Source organism: Bacillus infantis (assembly GCF_050107595.1).
Classification (GTDB): Bacteria; Bacillota; Bacilli; order Bacillales; family Cytobacillaceae; genus Bacillus_AB; species Bacillus_AB infantis_C.
Genome location: NZ_JBNILH010000006.1, coordinates 55,490 through 73,704 on the forward strand (window position 1 = coordinate 55,490; position 18,215 = coordinate 73,704).

Here is an 18,215-nt window from a genome sequence, read left to right on the forward strand (position 1 = left end):
CTCCGCTTATTTACACCCACCCGTACCATATTCAGCCGCCTAAACGGAGAATCTCCGCTTATTTTAAGCTGGTCACTCAAATTAGGATAAATCTTAAAACCATTACTTCAATATCCTGAGCTAAATAAGAAAAGCTCCATAAGCATGTTAGCAAAATAAGCGATCATTTTTTATATACTGTTTATTGCATTGATTATTATTCTTCTGGTCTTAGATAAACCGACTTCGTCTACTGCAACTTCTTCAGTTTCTTCTGAATAAAAGTTTGCGAAATTTTGTCCTTCATATCTCGGAACAACGTGCATATGAAAATGAGTCAACTCATCAAAACTGCCCCCATTTTGACAAACGGTAATACCATCTGGATTAAACAATTCCTTAATCACCTTCGAAAGAAGCCCTGCAGCCTTCATTATTGAAGTGGCAGTATTTTCATCAAGTTCATCAAAATACCTTACATGTTTTTTAGGTAATATTAAGATATGTCCTTCGTTAAATGGGTCATGGTCCAGGAAGCAGCAAACATAGTCATCCTCCCAAACTACATTAACTGGTTCCTTTTTATTTGCTAAATTACAACCGAAACATTCCACTTTGAAAACAGCCTTTTGTTTATTATTCTTTTGTGTTATTCAACTAAACTCCACTATAGTACATTTTGTCCTTTGCTTCTTTCGCCCAAAAATAGGTAAGCGTTTGAAGTTATCTCCGGCTTTTCCCCTGCTCCGTACGGAACGTGCCAGTTTAGATTATTTAAAATCAGCTGGGATTTTAACGAGAACGTAATTCCCAGTCCACATTTGAGTGGCAGCAATTAATCTCCTTCCGTCTTTTTCAAAGAACAGACCAGCACCATCTTTTTCTATAAATTCCCATCCATTTGAACTAATCATTTGTTTTATATTTTCATCAGCAATCGATATACCTATGTTCTCACTACTAGTGATATACCAAACAGAATCGCCTTCTACTGCAATTTCTGCTACTTTACTTTCCGATTCTTTTAGTTTTACAATTGCTTCTTTTGCTGATAAATTCTTTATTGGAAGAGAGGGATAGTATAATTTATTTACGAAGATGAACACTGCTATAATAACTACTGCTATACCAAGTATAAATACAGCCTTTTTCATCTAATTACCCCCTTAGTTGGCTCAAATCAAGGTATTTTATAGATCTGTTCTTCAACCTGCTCCTTTTATCGAATAAAAAACAAATAAGGCTTATTCATCAAAAGATCCCGGGGAAAATTAATCTTAAATATCTCTATTAATCAACTTAATCTTCCACTTTGATTTGCTCAATCCTCCACTCTTTTTCGGGATCCTTTTTACCAGGTCCTTTTGCCACGATTACTTTGTATTGAACGGCGGGATCTGCAGATTTGTAGATGAAATAGATTCTGTCCTGATCATAGCGGAATGACTGAAGGTCGAGGAGGGCATTCTCCATCCACTCCACTTCTTTCCCTTGAAAAGAAAATTCACAGGGACAGCTCCCGTCCTGACCCATTGTATAAAAGCCGATTCCCGCTTGTAACACAATGTATTGCCTTGCCTCATCGAATGAGGTGCTCTTTTTGTAGTTTTCCACCATCTGCAGTGCTGTTTCGAATTCACGATAGTTGATAGGAGACTGGAGGATTTTCAATTCTTCTTCTAGAGGCAAAAGGGTTTCTCTAAGTTCTTGATTTTTCTGCTTTTTTACTTCCAGCTCTTTCTCTGCATGTGCAAGTTTCTCAGCAAGTACCTCTTTTTCCTTTTGGTAATCCGCTGCAAGATTTGAGCCGTTTACGCTGTCAAAGATAGCAAGCACAGTTATCAGCAGAAGAATCAAAAAAGAATATATTATGAATTTCTTTTTCAGATTAATCCCTCCCATAAATTTGTTAATCCATATTACGAAAGTAAATAGAATAAGTTTCTTTTCATAAAAATTGCCTCCCTTTACTTTCATTAAATATGGACTGCCAAGAGCTATGTGCTACTTGCGAACCGGCACGCTATCCCTCCAAAAAACTGCTGCTTTAGTTATATAAAAAACAGTGCTAATCCAACCTCATTGCTCTAAAAAAATCAAAATCCCAGCGATATTATTCATATCACCAGGATAGAGACTTACCGGTTATAGGCTTTCAATCTTTTCTATATCTTCTGCAGATAATGCAAAATCGAAAAGGTCTAGATTAGATGCTTGATTTTCACGGTTGTGAGATTTAGGAATAACAATCACACCGCGCTGAATCTGGTATTTTAACAAGACTTGTGCACCCGATTTATTATAGGCTTTACCTATTTCGTCCAAAACTTCTTTTTGATGGGCTTCGGCTTTCATTGGGCCCCAAGCAACAGGGGTAATGCCTTCGTCTTTTAATACGGCAAGCAGGTCTTTGTTAGGTTCTTTTAAGTTAATTTGTATTTGATTAACAGTCGGCTTCACTTTAGCGAATTCTTTCAATTCATCCAGATGATTTTTTCCGAAGTTTGAAACACCGATTGCTTTTAGTTTGCCTGCTTCGTAATATTCTTCAAAGACTTCCCAAGTGTTTTTCAGCTGTTCTTTGTCTTCAATAGGAAAGTGAATAAGAAACAGGTCGAGATAATCTGTTTGGAAGTTTTTCAGACTATTATCAATAGCTGCCCGGGTCGCATCCTTTGAAGAAATATATTCTTCACTGGCTGGAATTTTTGTCGTAATGAATAACTCTTCTCGAGGCACTGTGCTTTCTGCTAAAACTCTTCCGACAAGTTCCTCGTTTCGATACATGATGGCCGCGTCTATTGAACGGTACCCCAGCTCAACCGCTGATAAGAGTTCAGGAATTTCATTTGTTATCGTCCCGTTATAATCGTTATTTTCTTTTCCATAAGTATTTGTACCTGTACCTACAATAGGCATTTTTAAGCCATTATTAAGTGTTATGTATTCCATTTTTTAAAGCACTCCCTCTGCACTCTTACTTTATTTACATCATAACAAATTATAGAATTTTCAAAAAGAAATATGTAAGAAGGCATTATTTCTATTTAAATCAAAGTTTCCTCTAGCTGTCCTTTTGCCTTACTGCGAAGGTAATCACTAATTAAAATCCACCAGAAAGCCATAGACGGTTCAGAATTGAAAATCCCCATCCTTCAGTAGCAAAACTTCAGTTCCACCTTCTTTAATGCCCACTACTTTCATATCCTCGGAACCAAAGGTCACATTGACTGATAAAAGTGAAGTATTCAGACCCGCTGCCTTCAGCTCTTCCTCAGAACGGTTCATGCCATTTTGCAAATTGGAGGGAGAGGCATTTCCGATTCCAATATGACATGCCGTATTTTCATCAAACAAGGTATTGTAAAAAAGAGTATCCGCCTGAGCAAGAGGAGATTTATTAGAGACCAGGGCAATTTCCCCCAGATAATGTGAACCTTCATCTGTTTCGATGAGATTTTGTAACACTTCTTTTCCCTTTGCGGCATAATAGTCAGTGATCCGTCCATCTTTAAAAATCAGATAAAATTCATTGATGACACTTCCCCCATAGATAAGAGGTTTCGTACCGGCCAATTTGCCACTCACCTTATTTTTATGGGGCGCAGTAAATATTTCTTCCGTAGGAATGTTTGGAAAGAAAGGTATTCCATTTTTATCTGTGACGCCCCCACCAATATAAAGATGATTTTCAGGCAGACCAATTAATAAATCAGTTCCACGGCTATTTGTAAAATGCAGGGCTTCAAACTGGCTCTCATTTAGAAGCTTTTTGCGAGACTCGAACGCTCTATTATGGCTCTCCCAATCTTTTATTGGATTGTCCCCATCTGCCCGGGATCCTTTTAAAATTAATTCCCATAATGAATGTACAGCTTCTTCTTTACTTAGGCTGGGAAATACTGTGGTTGCCCATGCAGCGTACGGGACAGCCAGCAGACACCAGCGCACCTCGTGGGATCTAATTTTCGCATGATAATCCTTCAATTTGGTGCGAGTAGCTTTTTGGAAACGGCTGATCCTTTCTGGAGAAACCTCTTTAAAGACATCCAGGTTTTCAGAAATGATATGGATGTAGGCAGCACCCGCATCGTCCCACTCCTTAAAACGGGCAGCCTGCCAATCAGAAAAGTGATCAATGGCACTATCTGCTGCATGTAAGTAAAATTCTTTGGCAGACTGTTCATCTTTCCAATCTATATATACATTCGAAGCTCCTGCCTCATAGGCTGCCGTTTGGATCAGACGTGCAAACGCAGCATTTTGTATATCACTATGAATAATCAATAATTGATCTTTTTGCAGATTCACACCAGCCCGTACAGCCAGTTCTGCATACTTTTTTAACTGTGCTTCACTTATCAATTCATATATTCCTTTAGTCATTTAATATCTCCTCTGATGATTTTATGTATTTTTACTATAGTAAGCCGTGAGCCTGATCTGATTTCTAAACCCAGTCTTGGCCCATTAACTAATCATTTTTAAAATCTCCATAATCACCATTATAGGGATTAAAAAAATACCTCTCTTCTGTTCGTTCAGAATAAAAAATATAGACTTTCTCATTATTATACTTTCGGAAATGTGTATACACTAATGACTCTTGCTGCCTATCTTCTAAAGAACTTAGAGCTTCCCCTACTGTAAAATCGGGCTTAAATATAAATATCGATATTGGTATGATCAGTAAGATTACACAAGATATTGTTTCAGTCAAATTCTCAATTCTTTGTTCGGACCTTATAAAAAGGATGATATTAAAGATTATGATAAAGATTAAGCAGCCTGATACTTTACCAATCCACATAATATCTCCATATTTATCAACCATAAGTAAAATCCATATATATTCAAGTACACTAAAGAATAGAATACTAGAGAATATCAGTTTCCTTATCACTATTCAACACTCCATCTCGTGGAATTTGTTTGCTAAAATTAAGGAATTAGAAGTTACCTCCTACTTATTCCCTAAAATTTATAGGTATTACCCACCACATTCATTACCCATCCCTTCTAAATTGAATAACCCCATTTATGAGTTCTATTTTAGGGCTAAACTCTCCTGCCCTGTGTTTGTTATGTAATAAAAGCTGCCTCTTTTGGCAGCTGATTTTAAACAAGGAGGCCCCCGGGACAGACCCCATGGCCCAAAGCCTCAAAATGAGCCAAGGGACCTGACCCCTTGGCTCATTCCAATAGCTCTTTTCTCTTAAAGATTTGTATGGAGGAGATGAGAATGACGATGATAATAGCAATAGTTGTTATTAAGGCTGGAATGAAACTGGAATTCAGTTCTCCTGACAGCAAGACCTGTCCTGTGTGCTCAGTCATTGCGGCCGGATTCCATTTCATATACTTCCCCAGAAAGCTTGTAGCCGTCGAATTGGCAAAAACCACAATAATGGTAACAAAAGCGATACTGGCATTTCCTCTCATGACCGTACTAAAAAAAAGCGTTAATGTAACAACAAAAATTAACCATACGCTGTAGATTGCTGCACTTTGAACAACCTGCCCAAAAGCGACTGTTTCAATAAGTAAACTCGTATAATACCAGGAAGCTGCATATCCGATAAACAATGAAAAGAGTGTAATTGTAAATAACCCGGCCCATTTCGATAATATGTAAGAGGAATAAGGAACTGGTTTAATCATGATCATACCTGCTGCCCCGCTCTGTCTTTCTGCGGAAACAACACCCATGGCACTCAAAACAAGGATAAGGACGCCAAGCATTCCATAATTGGAGAGAACCGCCATTAATACTTCTGCCCCGGTTGGAACAGGCATTTCAAGGATTGTGCCTTCTGGAAGGCCGCCAAAAGTGTCTAAAATTTCCGGCATATAGTACGAGCTGACCGGCTGCATCACTCCCAGTAAAATAAAGACAATGGGAATCCACAAAAGTTTATAATTACGTGCCATTTCCATCATTTCTTTTCGATAAAGAACAGTCCAGTGAGTCATAGCTTCACCACCTTCATAAATAAATCCTCTAATGTTGTTTGAGAAACCTCGAACCTGCGGATTGGAAGTTTTCTGTCCACGATATCTTTCAATAATGTTTGCTTTCCATTTACCATATCGTTTAATACGATGCTGGCTTTATTGCCCTGGATGTTCACTTCAGATACAAAGCCATAATTTGCAATGCTCTTTAGCCAATCGGCAGCCTGTGATTCGAATTCAATTTGTAAAATAGGCTGCCGATACTCTGCCATTACACTTCCCAGGCTGCCTGATACCGCAATTTCCCCATCATGCATAATAAGAATGTCGTCACTTATTTCTTCTGCATCGTGAAGGACATGAGTTGAGAAGAGAATCGTGGTTTCCTCTTTAATCTCCCTCATCATGTCCAATACCTCCCGCCTCCCGAGTGGATCGAGTGCTGAAACAGGCTCATCTAAAATAAGTAATTTCGGCCGATGAATCATTGCCTGCGCCAATCCGAGGCGCTGCTTCATTCCGCCGGAATAACCCCTTATTTTTCTTTTCTTCGCATTTGTCAGACCCACTCGTTCGAGTAATTCTTCACTTCTTTTTTCTGCTTCTTTCCAATTCAGCTTTGCTAATTGCCCTGCGAAAACAAGAAATTCCTTTCCGCTCATCCAATTAAAGAAAGCAGGATATTGAGGTAAATAGCCAATAAACTGCCTTAAATCCTTTGCTTTTTCACCTTTAAAATCAATACTGCCTGAAGTCGGCTCCAGTAATCCCGATAGCATTTTTAATGTCGTTGTTTTTCCTGCTCCATTGGGTCCAAGTAATGAAACGCACCTGCCTTCTTCAATATGAAAATTGATTCCTTTAACAGCATTCGTGTTTCCGTATCTCTTCACTAAATCGTTTGCCTTTAATAAATCCATCAATCATTTCTCCTTCCCACAACAAAATAAAGCACTGGTCCTATTAAGTTGATCAAAAGAATAATAAGAATCCACAGCCACTTGGGTCCATTCGTTTTTTCTTCCCTAATACAAGAAACTAATGCGGCAATCATCAGAATTAGCTGTAAGACAAGAATTGGCGCAATCGCTCCCCATGGTATTGCATTTAACAGTTCATTCATTTTCTCTCCACCCAATTGTTTATTTACTTTTAAGACGATCATGTTCCTCTAATCGTTCACTCCCGAAAAAAAAAGAAATCCCAGGAATTTAATCCTGAGATGCTCCGTGTATCGAAACAAAATGATTTATTACATCCATCACTTTTAATTAGACTGAAACACCATAACCGGTCCATTCCAAAGATTGCTTTCCAATATTTCCTCTTGATATGAAGAGCCTTTTGTAAACTCAGAAATCACCTTTTTCCAAAAAGCATATGCAGGTTTATTTTCATAAGTTTGTTTCACTTCCCAAGCACCTTTAAACTGTTCGAATATAGAAAAAGCAACTTGCCTGCCAATGCCTCTACCTCTAAACTTTCGCAGGATGAAAAAGTCGCTTATTACGTTTGTTTCCTCGTTGCTTAGTTTTGTGAATTCTCCTGGTACATCAAGGATGACTAATACGAAACCTGCTATTTCTCCATCAACTTTAACTATAAACGGACGTCGGTAATCTTCCGTCCATTGATGATCCAAGTATTTATATGAATAAAGGCCATGCTGACTTAACACGCGGCCATCAAACTCACTGCTGTCATAACGATATAACTGAATCAAATTAGAAAGTACCGTTTTATCTTCATGAGGACAGAGCGATAAGGTTACGTTCATTTGGTGTCCTCCCCCAGAAAACCTGTTAAGCCACGGGGACAGGTCCCTTGGCCCAGTCTAAAAAAAGCCGAGGGACCTGTCCCCATGGTTTTACTTTGGTAAGGCCATTGTCAAAATCTATGTATTTGATATTTATAAGGCTAACACTTTCTACTTACTGCTACGATTGATAATCATCATAGGTTATTTCGTAGCTATATGAATTTCAATTTGTCCATTTGGGTAATACTTTTCAAAGTCATATGAATAGGCTCTTTTCAATTCTCCTTCACGGTCCCATATCTCTCTCCAGGCATTAAGTATCCCAATTTCATCTAATGTGTCCACTTCAAAAATTTCATATTTAGTTGTGTTTGGAATTTTAACACCTGGATTGTTATCACTGCTTTCTATGGCTGCACTTAATGTATAATCGCCTTTATAATCACTTTCGTAATCATAGTACAGGCCATACTTGACCTCTTCATGGTTCCTCAAAATACTTGATGCCTCTTTCCACATTTCTGATATCTTTTGCATAATAGCCTCATCTTTGAAATTATTCGTTCTGACACTCTTAATTATTGTTAAGTTCATTATATTTCCCCCTCTCATTCTACTTATTAACTTCTACAAAAATCCAATATTTACCTTCCCATAAAAAAACTGACACTTTTGAGAAATACAAAAAAGCCGCCTGGTTTGGCAGCGGTTTGGAACATAAATATACTGACTGTTATCCGAAGAATTCATCTTTAAGAATACTCATCCTAAGACGGTCAACAAATTTTCCATTTCTCAATCTATCCTGCCTCAGGATACCTTCTTCTTTATATCCTGCTCTACTATATGACTTAATCGCCTTGTCATTATCCACTTCTACCCTAAGCCAAATCTTATTTAGACCTAAATCATTAAAGCCCGCCTTCAGCATTTCCTGCATAGCTGCTAAACCGAAACCCTTATGCCAGTAATCTTTATCACCGATAGCTATCCCCAGCTCAGCGTGTTTATTCAATTGATCTATATTCTTTAAATCTACCCAGCCAATATGCTTTCCTTCTTCCGTCATAATCGCTCTTTGTTCATAGCCATTCGCTCGGTTCATACACATTTCAATCCACTTCTCTGTCTCTTCCCTGCTAAACGGCGGATATTTGCTTGGCATATTTAGATATTTTGTAACCTCTCTATCCAGACACCATTTATAACGGTCCTCAACATCATCAAGAGATAATTCCCTAAGTATTACTCTGGGTAACTGACGCCTTTCCAAACTCTCCAACTCCCATTAAAGACTTTATGTATATTTCTATTCTTTTAAAAGCTTTTCCTAATCTAAAATCTGACCCTTTTGTTAGCCACCTAAATTGGCAGCTGTAGTTAAGCAACATTCTACCGGTTCCAAATTCTATTAACTTCTTTCAGATCCCTTTTATTAAAAGTTAATTTGTAGACATCCGGCATATTAAGGTTTTTCCAAAAACTAAAGCCATATTTTTTATCAAAGTAATTCATAATCAGTACCATTATATTGCCATGTGTTCCTACTGCAATATTTTTACCCTCATATGTTTCTAATACCTTTAGTGTCGCCTTAACACCCCGTTTCTGGGCATTAATATTAGATTCTCCCCCTTCCCAAGAAAAAGAAGGTTCCTCCCAAACCCTCGCAATAGCTAAATTAAAATCCTCAACAGGGTTGGCAGATAAGTTTCGTTCCCTAAATCCATCCTCAATTATTACCTCCTGCCCTATAATCTTTGCGACTCCCTCAACCGTTTGAACCGCCCTCTTGTATGGACTGGAGATGACAATATCTATGTCTTCTTTTTCAAGAATGCCAGTGATTCTTTCTGCATCAGCAAAGCCTCTAATTGATAAAGGCCTTGCTAATTCGTCAGGTGTATAAGTGGAATGTGCGTGACGTACAAAGTACAAATTTGTTAGCAAGCTTGTCCATCCTCTCCTATATTAAGCCACAGGGACCTGTTCCTGTGGTTCTTCATTTACAAAGTTCAAACGTCCTAAACACTGCTTCTCCCAGTTCTTCATTAGAAGCACTTAGCAAAAGCTCTTCTGATACCCAGCCATTTCCGCTATAACAGTTGTATTGTTCGTCCCGAATTTTAGGTTCAAATTCGAAGCCTTTGTGCTGAACCAAAAAAACAATTTGATATAGATGCTTTTCAGTAAATTTCTTTTCACTCTTATCGCCAGTAATCCGTTTTATATCCACATTTTTCATATCTTCGATAGTATATTCATTGTTTATGATGATATCGAAACACTCTTTCAAACTGGCACCAACAATCATGGAACCTTCTGACTTATTGACCCTTTTATATTTCTTCAGCCCTCGTGATACACCGCTTTCGTCAACTCCAAATGGAACTAAAATCATATTATCATCAACTTTGTTTTTAAATATGCCAACACTATTATCCATTTGTTCACTTCCCCCAATTGACCATTATTCCTGATGTTGATACGCCAAGGGGATATGCCAAGGGGACAGGTCCCTCGGCTCAGCCTAAAAAGAGCCAAGGGACAAGCCCCTTGATTCATAAACGCAATGTCATTTTTCTGCTGATGATTTCCATTCCAAAATTCTCATAGAAAGAAATGGCCGTTTTGTTAAACTCCCAGACGTTCAGTTCTAAGGAAGGAGCATCTTTGTTTTTAGACCATTCCACACACGCTTCAAATAAGGTTTTCCCTACTCCTTTTCTTTGGCAGCTCCTCTTTATGCCAAAATCATTCATATAAGCAAATTTCCTTGGTACCATTGAGTCAAAAGGTGGAGATTCATTTAATTCCATAACCGCAAACCCCACTATTTCTTCAGAGATTTTTGCAATTAGTATTTCACAATTTGAATCTTCCAGCAATTCACGGTAGTAGCTTTCAGGCATAACCTGGTCAACCTTATTAAATATGTAAGGCAGTGCTTCTGAATGTTCATCCTGCCCCTCTTTAACTATTAAATTAATAGCGCAGTGGTCATCAATCTTTGCTGTATCGATTGAAATATTCATATATTGATCCTCCTTTTCAATAAAACATAATCTTTTAGGAGATATGGTAAGCCGCCTTGGCAACGATAATGCGCTTAACTACATTTGTACAAACCAAGTCCAAACAGGAAATAAACAATAGCCGCTAATGCTTTTCTTTTAGTTCTTCTATTTTCAATAACTAAGGCAGCACAAAGTATAGTGAAGAGAGCAAAGCCAACAAGTCTTAATTGCCCAGCAAGCGGCCCTGTTTTATGCAGGATCAATACAATAATTGCAATAATTGTCAAAGGTATATATACCTTGTTGTATGGTGACTTCATCTGTTTTCTCCTATTCAAATAATACCTTTGAAGTTTAATCTTCTAAGGCAAATTCCTCGCCTTCAAACCTGACCATTTTAACTTTTTCAAACTTTTCTTTGTCTATCTTGAATACAAAAGTCTTTGGAATTCCAATGTCGTTACAGGTAGTCTCTTTTTGCGCAGTTTCAATTATTAAATATTCTTTTGCGCTGTCCAACTCTAGTCTTTCAATTTCCTTAGGACAAGAGTTTTCCATTGTTTGTGCGATTAAAATAGACGATTTTTCAAAATCAACACTGGGAGGGTCTTTATCAAAGTTAAAGAACTTCCATAACTCAGCAAATTCTTTTTCACTGAATCCTACCTCAACAGCCATACTCAATTGTTCTGCAGATTGTGTTTGCTCATCGTGAATCAGGCTGCCATCTTCAAAGTCTGTTTTGCTGCATGACGCCATTAATAAAACAAGGATTAACATTATGACTGATACTATTTTTTTCAAATGGCAACTTCCTTTTTGATACTATTTCTCTAACTCTTATATCCCTTTTAAAAACAAGAGGCTGCATGGCTTTTAAAATAATCATGAACCTATGCATCACCTCCTTATTGTTTCTATCAATAGATTCTATTTTTATTCTCCATGTCCTTCTTTCGATATACTGTCCCTTTTTGGGTATAAGAAAAGCCGCCTGGTTTGGCAGCTAAACTCTAATTAAATTTTTTAAAATGATCTTTTTCTTCCCAGTCCCTAATAATTTTCAATCCATCTTCAGGTGAAACGGTTAATTGTCCATTGTTTTTAATGATTTCTGCATTAGCCCCTTCACCAAGCTGGATTTCTACAGTATAAGTATAATCAGCTGTCCCATCTTCATTTTTCTCCTGCTCTTTAATCTGAACATCGTTCACCTTAATAGATTTGTTTGTGCTAGACGCAATATCCGGTGCAATGCTGAAGACACGATTTGCATTCAGTTTCTCTAGTGCTTCTGTGCTCAACTATGGCTTTACTCGTTGAACTATTTTATCATTTGCGGGCGGATCAGAGGGCTCCTCAATTGTATATTGTTCCTTCTTATATACTTTCAGCAATTCTAAAACATCATCATCATTTATGGGATTTTTCGAGCAGCCAAACAGACCTAAAATAAAAACAAGCACAAAAAATTGAACTGCTTTCCTAATAAAAATCACCCTCCTCTTGGAGCCAGGGGGACAGGTCCCCTGGCCCAGTTTCAAAAAGAGCCAAGGTACCTGTCCCCCTGGCTCACCCTAATCCCCAAAAATCTGTCTGGTATAGTAAAAAAAACAATATAAGTATAAATATTAACTCACTGAGTGTTACTTTATAGGCATTGGGATTCTTTGCATACTTCTTTTCCATGACTGCTGTGACTGCTTGAGAAATGACGATAAAAACAGGAAGGAAAAACCACGGCTGTAAAAACCAATACCAGTCTGATGGGTCTCTTGTGATGTTTATCGCATATCCCACCAAAATGCTGGCCATTGACGTAAGCCTGATTGCCCAATCAATCTTCATATGTTTATCATTCACATGGTTATAAGAAAAGAATTTCTTACTCTCCACTTTAAACCATTTTCTCGCTAATATATTAAAGCTAAACAACAATGTTAGATTGATCGCTAAAAATAACGCTAGTCTCGCCCCAATGTCAGGTTCAACATCGTATACATACATAACAAAAACCGCCTATACTTTTGTATTTACACTTTAAATACTCAATGTATTTTTAATATTCTATACAATATACGGATAACTCGGTAAAATAGTTTCAAATTTTTCCCTTTTAAGCCAGGGGGACAGGTCCCCTGGCCCAGTTTCAAAAAGAGCCAAGGGACCTGTCCCCTTGGCTCTATATTTCGATTCTTTCACTTTTTTTAAGTACAGCCACAAACAAAACGGCCAGTGTCAGACAGCCAATTGAATATTGCAGAGGAGAGAGCGGATTTGATCCGACCATGATGGGATAGAAGTACCCGGGAAAGTTCTCAATGATTTTTGAAAGAAACCCGTTATGGGTCATTCCTTGGATACTGGCCAGGGCATTGGGGAAAAACAGCAGTGTGGCTGTTAAAATTCCATATACCGCACCACTGCGAAAATTATATAAGAATAACAGATAGCCTAATAAGAAATAGGTCATTACCAGGAGAAAGACATTCACAGAGAAGCCAGCCAGGAAAGAGAGCTCTAAATCACCGGATATTCCCAGCATTTTTGCCGCTTGAAACAGCACAATTCCTATCATTGCATAAAGGAAGCTTACCGAAAGTGCGATAATACCATTAGCGAAAACATAGTTTCTTCTGTTCTTCACTGAGTTATTAATCAAAGAGATCGTTTTGGCCGAGTAGTCTCTGTTGATAAAGTAAAGCGGCATTAAGACTGCCGCGAGCATGCCCAGCATACAGTAAAAATTAGAAACATGCTTGATGTTGAACGGAGTGCCCCCCTTAAGAATCACGAAAGCCATAATCATTGCAGGTACACACGCCCCCAGCAAACCAGCAGCCAGATAGCCATTTTTAAGCAGCTCTTTCAGGTTATAAACCACATATCTGTTAATACTGATGGTCATGATTTTCACCTCTGAATTTGTTCATATAGACACTGCGCAGGGTTTTCTTCTCCGCAGTAAAATCGGTCAGCCGGATGCCCAGGCGATTTATCATTTGAAAAATTTCAGCGTTTTCCGCAGCTGTTTCAAACTGAATATCTTTGTCGCCCGAATGGATTACCCTTCCGAAATGCTGCTCCGAAGTGAATTCGGCTAAATCATCCGGATTATCAAAGACTAGCCTGATCATACGCTGCTCTCCTTTTAAAAAGTTCTGTTCAGCAGCAATTGCGCCATCCTCTATGAATAAAACCCGTTCACAGACCGCTTCAACATCCTCAAGCTTATGGCTGGAAATCAGGATACCGACCTTTCGCTCATCAGCCATTTTTCTCAGCTGCTGCAAAACCTCAAAAGACGTTTCCACATCCATGCCATTAGTAGGTTCATCTAATACGATATAGCTTGGATTATTCAGCAGGCTTATGGCAATTCCCAGCTTCTGCCGCATTCCAAGTGAATATTCCTTTACCTTTTTATTCAAGACATCGAATAACTGCAGGTTCCGTAAAAGCTCCTCGTAATCGGTTAGCTCAAAAGTGTTTCCGTAAATTCCTGAAAAATAGGTTAAGTGGAAAATTCCTGTTTTATTGCTGAATAGTTTGGGTTCCTCTATTAAGTATCCTACCTGATGGTTGTCAGCAACTGATCCCTCATAGGTTCGAATAGTTTGCGCTATAATCCTCATCAGAGTGCTTTTTCCAGCGCCATTTCTGCCAACCAGACCGACGATTTCTCCAGGATTGAGCTCTAAAGAGAGATCGTGTAAGACTATTGAATTTCCATATTGCTTAGTTAGATTACTTATCAACATTGTCTAACCCTCCATCCTAAGCTGTCCTTCTCTCTTCGGCCTTTCCTTACGTGAAATCCTTTTTATATTGGAATGCCAAATAAATGCCGCAAGCCAGAACTGCCAAAGCATATTTAAATAGGAAAAATATATTCCACATATAGTCCTTCGGAAAGATCGTGTCACATATAATAATGGCCATCAGCATAAAGTAACTGCTTTTTAAAAAGATCTTATTGGTCCGTTCGTCGTCCTGCCCAATCTTCTTATAAAAAACATAAGCAAAAATGGCACTGCCTATGAGCAGTAAAAAACCGATGCCCACAAGGATATTCCAATTCCCGGAGGATTGTTCGGCCCATGTCTTCAAAGGATAAAAAATGGCGTTGGGGATATCTGATATAGACTTAATTTCCATTAGAATCATTTCCTTTCTCATAAGTGAAAATATCGTTTACATCAACCTTAAAAAATTCAGCAATACGAAAAGCCAGCAGCAGCGTGGGAACATAATTCCCTTTTTCCATTACGAAGATGGTTTGTTTAGAGACCCCGACTTGCTCAGCCAATTCTTGCTGAGACATCCTGGCAAGTACCCGGTATTCATAAACCTTGTTTGATATGGAGTCACCAAAATCTTTCTTCATGACCATCACCTCTTGAATAAAATATAAACCATTTTTATATAAAAGTAAAGTAAACTTATACTTTGTTTAATTATTTTTTAACTTAAGTTCGAGTTACTTTAACAATGCCAAGGGGACAGGTCCCCTGGCCCAGTCACAAAAAAGAGCCAAGGGACCTGTCCCCTTGGCTCAAATAACAAATTCAAATCCTGTTGGTTTGTGAAGCGGGAATTTGCATTCTTTAAAGTTGAACTTAATATTTGATAGGTTATCAGGTAAAGGAGGCGATACGGTGAATGGGTAAGAGTAATGTGTTCCTGATCCTCCTCCAAAGTTGTTCCGGCAGTCATATTCAACTGCATCACCTTCTATAGAAAGTTCAAAAAAGGGATAATCTTCATATCTTCTTGGATCTTCATCCATGCTTTCTTTATCAATAGTAAAATGAACGACACTTGCATTATTATATTGCCGTACAAATGCTACTGTATAAAATACGCCATCTTTTTCAAATGATTTTAAAACGGGTATGTTTTTAAGAAATTCTTCTGGTTCAACAACAGGTTTAAACACCTCTTCATTTAGAAAAGTGGAAAAAACACTATTTAGAAAATCCTCATAAAAGCCATATTTGCTGGACCACTCTGCAATCAGATCTTTAGTTGGAAAACCAGGGTCATTATTGGAGAGTTCCTGCCGTTGTCTTATCAAATGGCAAATCTGCTCATCAATACCTTCTAATTCTGGGCTGTAGTGCTGTGTTGGCGGTTCAAATGGCATACGCTTCAAGCTATCGCCTCCTGAGATAATAATCAATATAATTTTAACATAAAATGGTAAAATCAATCATCTATCCGCGTAACTCAAAACGATGTGGCTCCACCCCTCCCAAAAAGAAAAGCCGCCCAAATTCGGCAGCTAACCTAAATACCCGTTCGTATAGAAAATTCTATTTCGCTGAAAGCTCATCGCCTGTGACCCACTGGTGATTTTCCACTTTTTCTCCACCTGTTGCCGGCGTGAAATCAACCATATAAACAGTCGTACTTTCTGCTGAATCAATTACAGCTTTAGCACCCTTCATTCCTTCCATATGCTCCACGTCCAAAGTGACTTCTTCTCCCACTTTATAGGGAGAATCTCCAGCATCTTTTATATCCTCTTGGATAATCCACTTATGATTTTCCACCTTTTTTCCACCAGTTGTTGGTGCATAAGAAACGGCATAAACTGTAGTATCATAGGCACCGGAAATTTCTGCTTCAGCACCTTCCATTCCTTCCATATGGCCGGCTTCTAAAATAACTTTGCTTCCGACTGGATATTTGGGATCATTTGCTTCTTTTAACCCTTTAGGCACTTCTCCGGAATTAGAATGGTTCATTTCCGAATGCTCTGAATGGTCACTCTGTCCCTCTTCAGCTTTGTTATTATGATTCTCTGTGCTTGAATCATTGCCACAGCCGCTTAAGCCAATAACTGCAGCTAGGCTAAGAACACCAATTAGTTTTTTCTTCATTCCCATTCACTCCCCAATATTGTTAGATGTTTTTATTATACCCCCATATGGTATGAACAAATATAAGAATTAAGAATTATTTTTAAACAGAATTGTCCTGTCATTCATATAAAAAAAGCCGCCTGATTTGGCAGCTTAATACAAAAGAACTCATTCACAATTCATTTCAAACCCTTAAACCCATACTTTTCAAAAGTCTTCAAAGAAGTTTCATTTTGCAGATAATCGTAAAATATATGCGCTTCTTCAGGATGGTTACTATCCTTGATCACACCCATAGGATAAATAATGGGGGCATGGGCATCCTCTTCCGCAGTTGCTGCAATCTTTACCTTTTGCGAAACCATGGCATCTGTTTTGTAGACGATGCCTGCGTCAACATTGTTTGTTTCTACATATGTAAGGACCTGCCTGACATCCTTTGCATAAACAACTTGGCTTTTGATAGATTCCCATACATTTAAATATTCCAGAGTATCTTTGGCATATTGTCCTGCGGGCACAGCCTCCGGGGTGCCGATTGAGATTTTATCGGCCTTAGCCAGGTCTTCAAACGATTGAATCCTTTTTTTAGAATTCTTGGGCACGATCAGCACAAGGTCATTTCCGACCAGATCCAATCCATCGGCACTATCAATTACCCCATCCTCTACGAGATTATCGAATTTGTCTTCTGCTGCTGAGAAAAAGAGATCAACCGGTGCTCCTTGGGATATTTGCTGCTGGAGTGCCCCTGAACCCCCAAAGTTAAAATTGACTGTCACACTAGGCTGTTCTTTTTCAAAAGAAGCTTTTATATCATTTAAAGCATCTTGAAGGCTTGCCGCAGCAGAAACTGTCAATTCCTCTTTCTTCTCACCACCGCCCTCTTGTCCATCCTTAACTTCATTACCCGAACACCCTGCCATCACTGCAAGCAGCAGGACATAAAACAAAATAATAAATTGCTTTTTCATATATTTCTTCCTTTCCAACTAAACAAAACTATATATACATAAATATAACTATTTATGGCTGCAAAGGCCAAGGGGACAGGTCCCTCGGCCCAAAAAAGCCACGGGACCTGTTCCCTTGGTTCTTCCTTGGCAAAATTTGTGCTGAATTGAGAAATGAATAAGTATAATTATGATACAGTAAATTTAGTAACAAAGGATCCTAACAGCAGAAGAGGTGGTCTTTTGGTAAACGCTATAATAAGTATAACGTCTCTCATATTAATCAGTATTGGTATATTACACGTTTTTTGGGCATTTGGGGGTAAGTGGGGAGTAAATATGGTCCTTCCAACTAAGGATGATAGTCAGTTGCCAGTTTTAAAGCCAAGAATGGCAGGCACACTTTTTATCGGATTGCTTTGCTTTTTTGCATCTGTACTTTTATTGGTTCAAGCAGATTTAATCACCATCATCAAAATCTCCCCTCTTTCAAAATGGCTTTGTATAGCTGGTGGAACTGTATTCCTGCTGCGCGCTATTGGAGATGGCAGATATGTAGGCTTTTTCAAGAAAATCAAACATACTAGATTTGCAAAACAAGATACCGCCCTCTACTCACCAATTTGCGTATGGATCAGCCTTAGTTTTTTTCTGGCATCATTTGTTTAAAAAGGCCAGGGGGACA

General features: G+C 38.4%; 26 protein-coding genes. 1 reads left to right on the forward strand and 25 read right to left on the reverse strand.

The annotated features are described in order from the left end of the window. Positions 1 to 170: 170 nt before the first annotated feature. From ACQCVH_RS13650 to modA, 25 genes are all read right to left on the reverse strand, one after another. Positions 171 to 593 carry an HIT family protein gene (locus ACQCVH_RS13650; RefSeq protein ID WP_426836212.1) on the reverse strand — a complete coding sequence of 141 codons (423 nt, stop codon included), beginning with the start codon at positions 591 to 593 and terminating at the stop codon, positions 171 to 173. A 156-nt stretch (positions 594 to 749) separates the two neighbouring features. After that, positions 750 to 1,133 (reverse strand): hypothetical protein, encoded by a 384-nt coding sequence (locus ACQCVH_RS13655; RefSeq protein WP_426836213.1) that lies wholly within the window; start codon positions 1,131 to 1,133, stop codon positions 750 to 752. 145 nt (positions 1,134 to 1,278) lie between these two features. Further along, positions 1,279 to 1,881, reverse strand: a complete 603-nt coding sequence (locus tag ACQCVH_RS13660) for a hypothetical protein (protein ID WP_426836214.1) — start codon at positions 1,879 to 1,881, stop codon at positions 1,279 to 1,281. 243 nt (positions 1,882 to 2,124) lie between these two features. Next, positions 2,125 to 2,931 (reverse strand): aldo/keto reductase, encoded by an 807-nt coding sequence (locus tag ACQCVH_RS13665; RefSeq protein WP_426836215.1) that lies wholly within the window; start codon positions 2,929 to 2,931, stop codon positions 2,125 to 2,127. A 180-nt stretch (positions 2,932 to 3,111) separates the two neighbouring features. Beyond that, the gene (locus ACQCVH_RS13670) at positions 3,112 to 4,365 is read right to left on the reverse strand and encodes an aminopeptidase (protein ID WP_426836216.1); all 1,254 of its coding nucleotides are present in this window, start codon (positions 4,363 to 4,365) and stop codon (positions 3,112 to 3,114) included. 807 nt (positions 4,366 to 5,172) lie between these two features. Beyond that, positions 5,173 to 5,952 carry an ABC transporter permease gene (locus ACQCVH_RS13675; RefSeq protein ID WP_426836217.1) on the reverse strand — a complete coding sequence of 260 codons (780 nt, stop codon included), beginning with the start codon at positions 5,950 to 5,952 and terminating at the stop codon, positions 5,173 to 5,175. Further along, complete coding sequence (locus ACQCVH_RS13680) at positions 5,949 to 6,854, reverse strand: ABC transporter ATP-binding protein (RefSeq protein ID WP_426836218.1); 906 nt, start codon at positions 6,852 to 6,854, stop codon at positions 5,949 to 5,951. The genes ACQCVH_RS13675 and ACQCVH_RS13680 overlap by 4 nt, the downstream gene beginning before the upstream one ends. Continuing rightward, positions 6,854 to 7,057, reverse strand: a complete 204-nt coding sequence (locus ACQCVH_RS13685; protein ID WP_426836219.1) for a PLDc N-terminal domain-containing protein — start codon at positions 7,055 to 7,057, stop codon at positions 6,854 to 6,856. Before ACQCVH_RS13685 ends, ACQCVH_RS13680 begins: the two co-directional genes overlap by 1 nt. A gap of 144 nt (positions 7,058 to 7,201) precedes the next feature. Then, complete coding sequence (locus ACQCVH_RS13690; RefSeq protein ID WP_426836220.1) at positions 7,202 to 7,711, reverse strand: GNAT family N-acetyltransferase; 510 nt, start codon at positions 7,709 to 7,711, stop codon at positions 7,202 to 7,204. 183 nt (positions 7,712 to 7,894) lie between these two features. Continuing rightward, positions 7,895 to 8,287, reverse strand: a complete 393-nt coding sequence (locus ACQCVH_RS13695) for a GyrI-like domain-containing protein (RefSeq protein ID WP_426836221.1) — start codon at positions 8,285 to 8,287, stop codon at positions 7,895 to 7,897. A 139-nt stretch (positions 8,288 to 8,426) separates the two neighbouring features. Next, positions 8,427 to 8,975 (reverse strand): GNAT family N-acetyltransferase, encoded by a 549-nt coding sequence (locus tag ACQCVH_RS13700; protein ID WP_426836222.1) that lies wholly within the window; start codon positions 8,973 to 8,975, stop codon positions 8,427 to 8,429. A gap of 110 nt (positions 8,976 to 9,085) precedes the next feature. Beyond that, positions 9,086 to 9,643, reverse strand: a complete 558-nt coding sequence (locus ACQCVH_RS13705; RefSeq protein ID WP_426836223.1) for a histidine phosphatase family protein — start codon at positions 9,641 to 9,643, stop codon at positions 9,086 to 9,088. Positions 9,644 to 9,695: 52 nt separating this feature from the next. Then, positions 9,696 to 10,139, reverse strand: coding sequence for a hypothetical protein (locus ACQCVH_RS13710; RefSeq protein WP_426836224.1), 444 nt, complete (start codon positions 10,137 to 10,139; stop codon positions 9,696 to 9,698). Between the two features lie 115 nt (positions 10,140 to 10,254). Continuing rightward, on the reverse strand, positions 10,255 to 10,728 hold the full coding sequence (locus tag ACQCVH_RS13715; RefSeq protein ID WP_426836225.1) for a GNAT family N-acetyltransferase: 474 nt from the start codon (positions 10,726 to 10,728) through the stop codon (positions 10,255 to 10,257). A 74-nt stretch (positions 10,729 to 10,802) separates the two neighbouring features. Beyond that, the gene (locus tag ACQCVH_RS13720; protein WP_426836226.1) at positions 10,803 to 11,030 is read right to left on the reverse strand and encodes a hypothetical protein; all 228 of its coding nucleotides are present in this window, start codon (positions 11,028 to 11,030) and stop codon (positions 10,803 to 10,805) included. Positions 11,031 to 11,064: 34 nt separating this feature from the next. Beyond that, positions 11,065 to 11,514: a hypothetical protein gene (locus ACQCVH_RS13725; RefSeq protein ID WP_426836227.1), complete on the reverse strand. Its 450-nt coding sequence runs from the start codon at positions 11,512 to 11,514 to the stop codon at positions 11,065 to 11,067. Between the two features lie 209 nt (positions 11,515 to 11,723). Next, on the reverse strand, positions 11,724 to 12,014 hold the full coding sequence (locus tag ACQCVH_RS13730) for a hypothetical protein (RefSeq protein ID WP_426836228.1): 291 nt from the start codon (positions 12,012 to 12,014) through the stop codon (positions 11,724 to 11,726). 268 nt (positions 12,015 to 12,282) lie between these two features. Continuing rightward, the gene (locus ACQCVH_RS13735; protein WP_426836229.1) at positions 12,283 to 12,717 is read right to left on the reverse strand and encodes a DUF4181 domain-containing protein; all 435 of its coding nucleotides are present in this window, start codon (positions 12,715 to 12,717) and stop codon (positions 12,283 to 12,285) included. Positions 12,718 to 12,892: 175 nt separating this feature from the next. After that, positions 12,893 to 13,618 carry an ABC transporter permease gene (locus ACQCVH_RS13740; protein WP_426836230.1) on the reverse strand — a complete coding sequence of 242 codons (726 nt, stop codon included), beginning with the start codon at positions 13,616 to 13,618 and terminating at the stop codon, positions 12,893 to 12,895. Further along, positions 13,602 to 14,471 (reverse strand): ABC transporter ATP-binding protein, encoded by an 870-nt coding sequence (locus ACQCVH_RS13745; protein WP_426836231.1) that lies wholly within the window; start codon positions 14,469 to 14,471, stop codon positions 13,602 to 13,604. The genes ACQCVH_RS13740 and ACQCVH_RS13745 overlap by 17 nt, the downstream gene beginning before the upstream one ends. A 46-nt stretch (positions 14,472 to 14,517) precedes the next feature. Then, a complete protein-coding gene (locus ACQCVH_RS13750) occupies positions 14,518 to 14,868 on the reverse strand; it encodes a DUF2178 domain-containing protein (RefSeq protein ID WP_426836232.1) in 351 nt (116 codons plus the stop codon). Continuing rightward, positions 14,858 to 15,097, reverse strand: coding sequence for a helix-turn-helix transcriptional regulator (locus ACQCVH_RS13755; RefSeq protein ID WP_022543327.1), 240 nt, complete (start codon positions 15,095 to 15,097; stop codon positions 14,858 to 14,860). The genes ACQCVH_RS13750 and ACQCVH_RS13755 overlap by 11 nt, the downstream gene beginning before the upstream one ends. 168 nt (positions 15,098 to 15,265) lie before the next feature. Further along, the gene (locus ACQCVH_RS13760; protein ID WP_426836462.1) at positions 15,266 to 15,856 is read right to left on the reverse strand and encodes a hypothetical protein; all 591 of its coding nucleotides are present in this window, start codon (positions 15,854 to 15,856) and stop codon (positions 15,266 to 15,268) included. 169 nt (positions 15,857 to 16,025) lie between these two features. Beyond that, a complete protein-coding gene (locus ACQCVH_RS13765) occupies positions 16,026 to 16,601 on the reverse strand; it encodes a YdhK family protein (RefSeq protein ID WP_426836233.1) in 576 nt (191 codons plus the stop codon). Between the two features lie 155 nt (positions 16,602 to 16,756). After that, a complete protein-coding gene (gene modA / locus ACQCVH_RS13770) occupies positions 16,757 to 17,551 on the reverse strand; it encodes a molybdate ABC transporter substrate-binding protein (protein WP_426836234.1) in 795 nt (264 codons plus the stop codon). Positions 17,552 to 17,704: 153 nt separating this feature from the next. On the opposite strand from modA, the gene ACQCVH_RS13775 reads away from it, so the two are divergent. Then, entirely contained in the window at positions 17,705 to 18,199 is a 495-nt protein-coding gene (locus ACQCVH_RS13775; protein ID WP_426836235.1) for a DUF3995 domain-containing protein, read from the forward strand. Positions 18,200 to 18,215 lie beyond the last annotated feature (16 nt).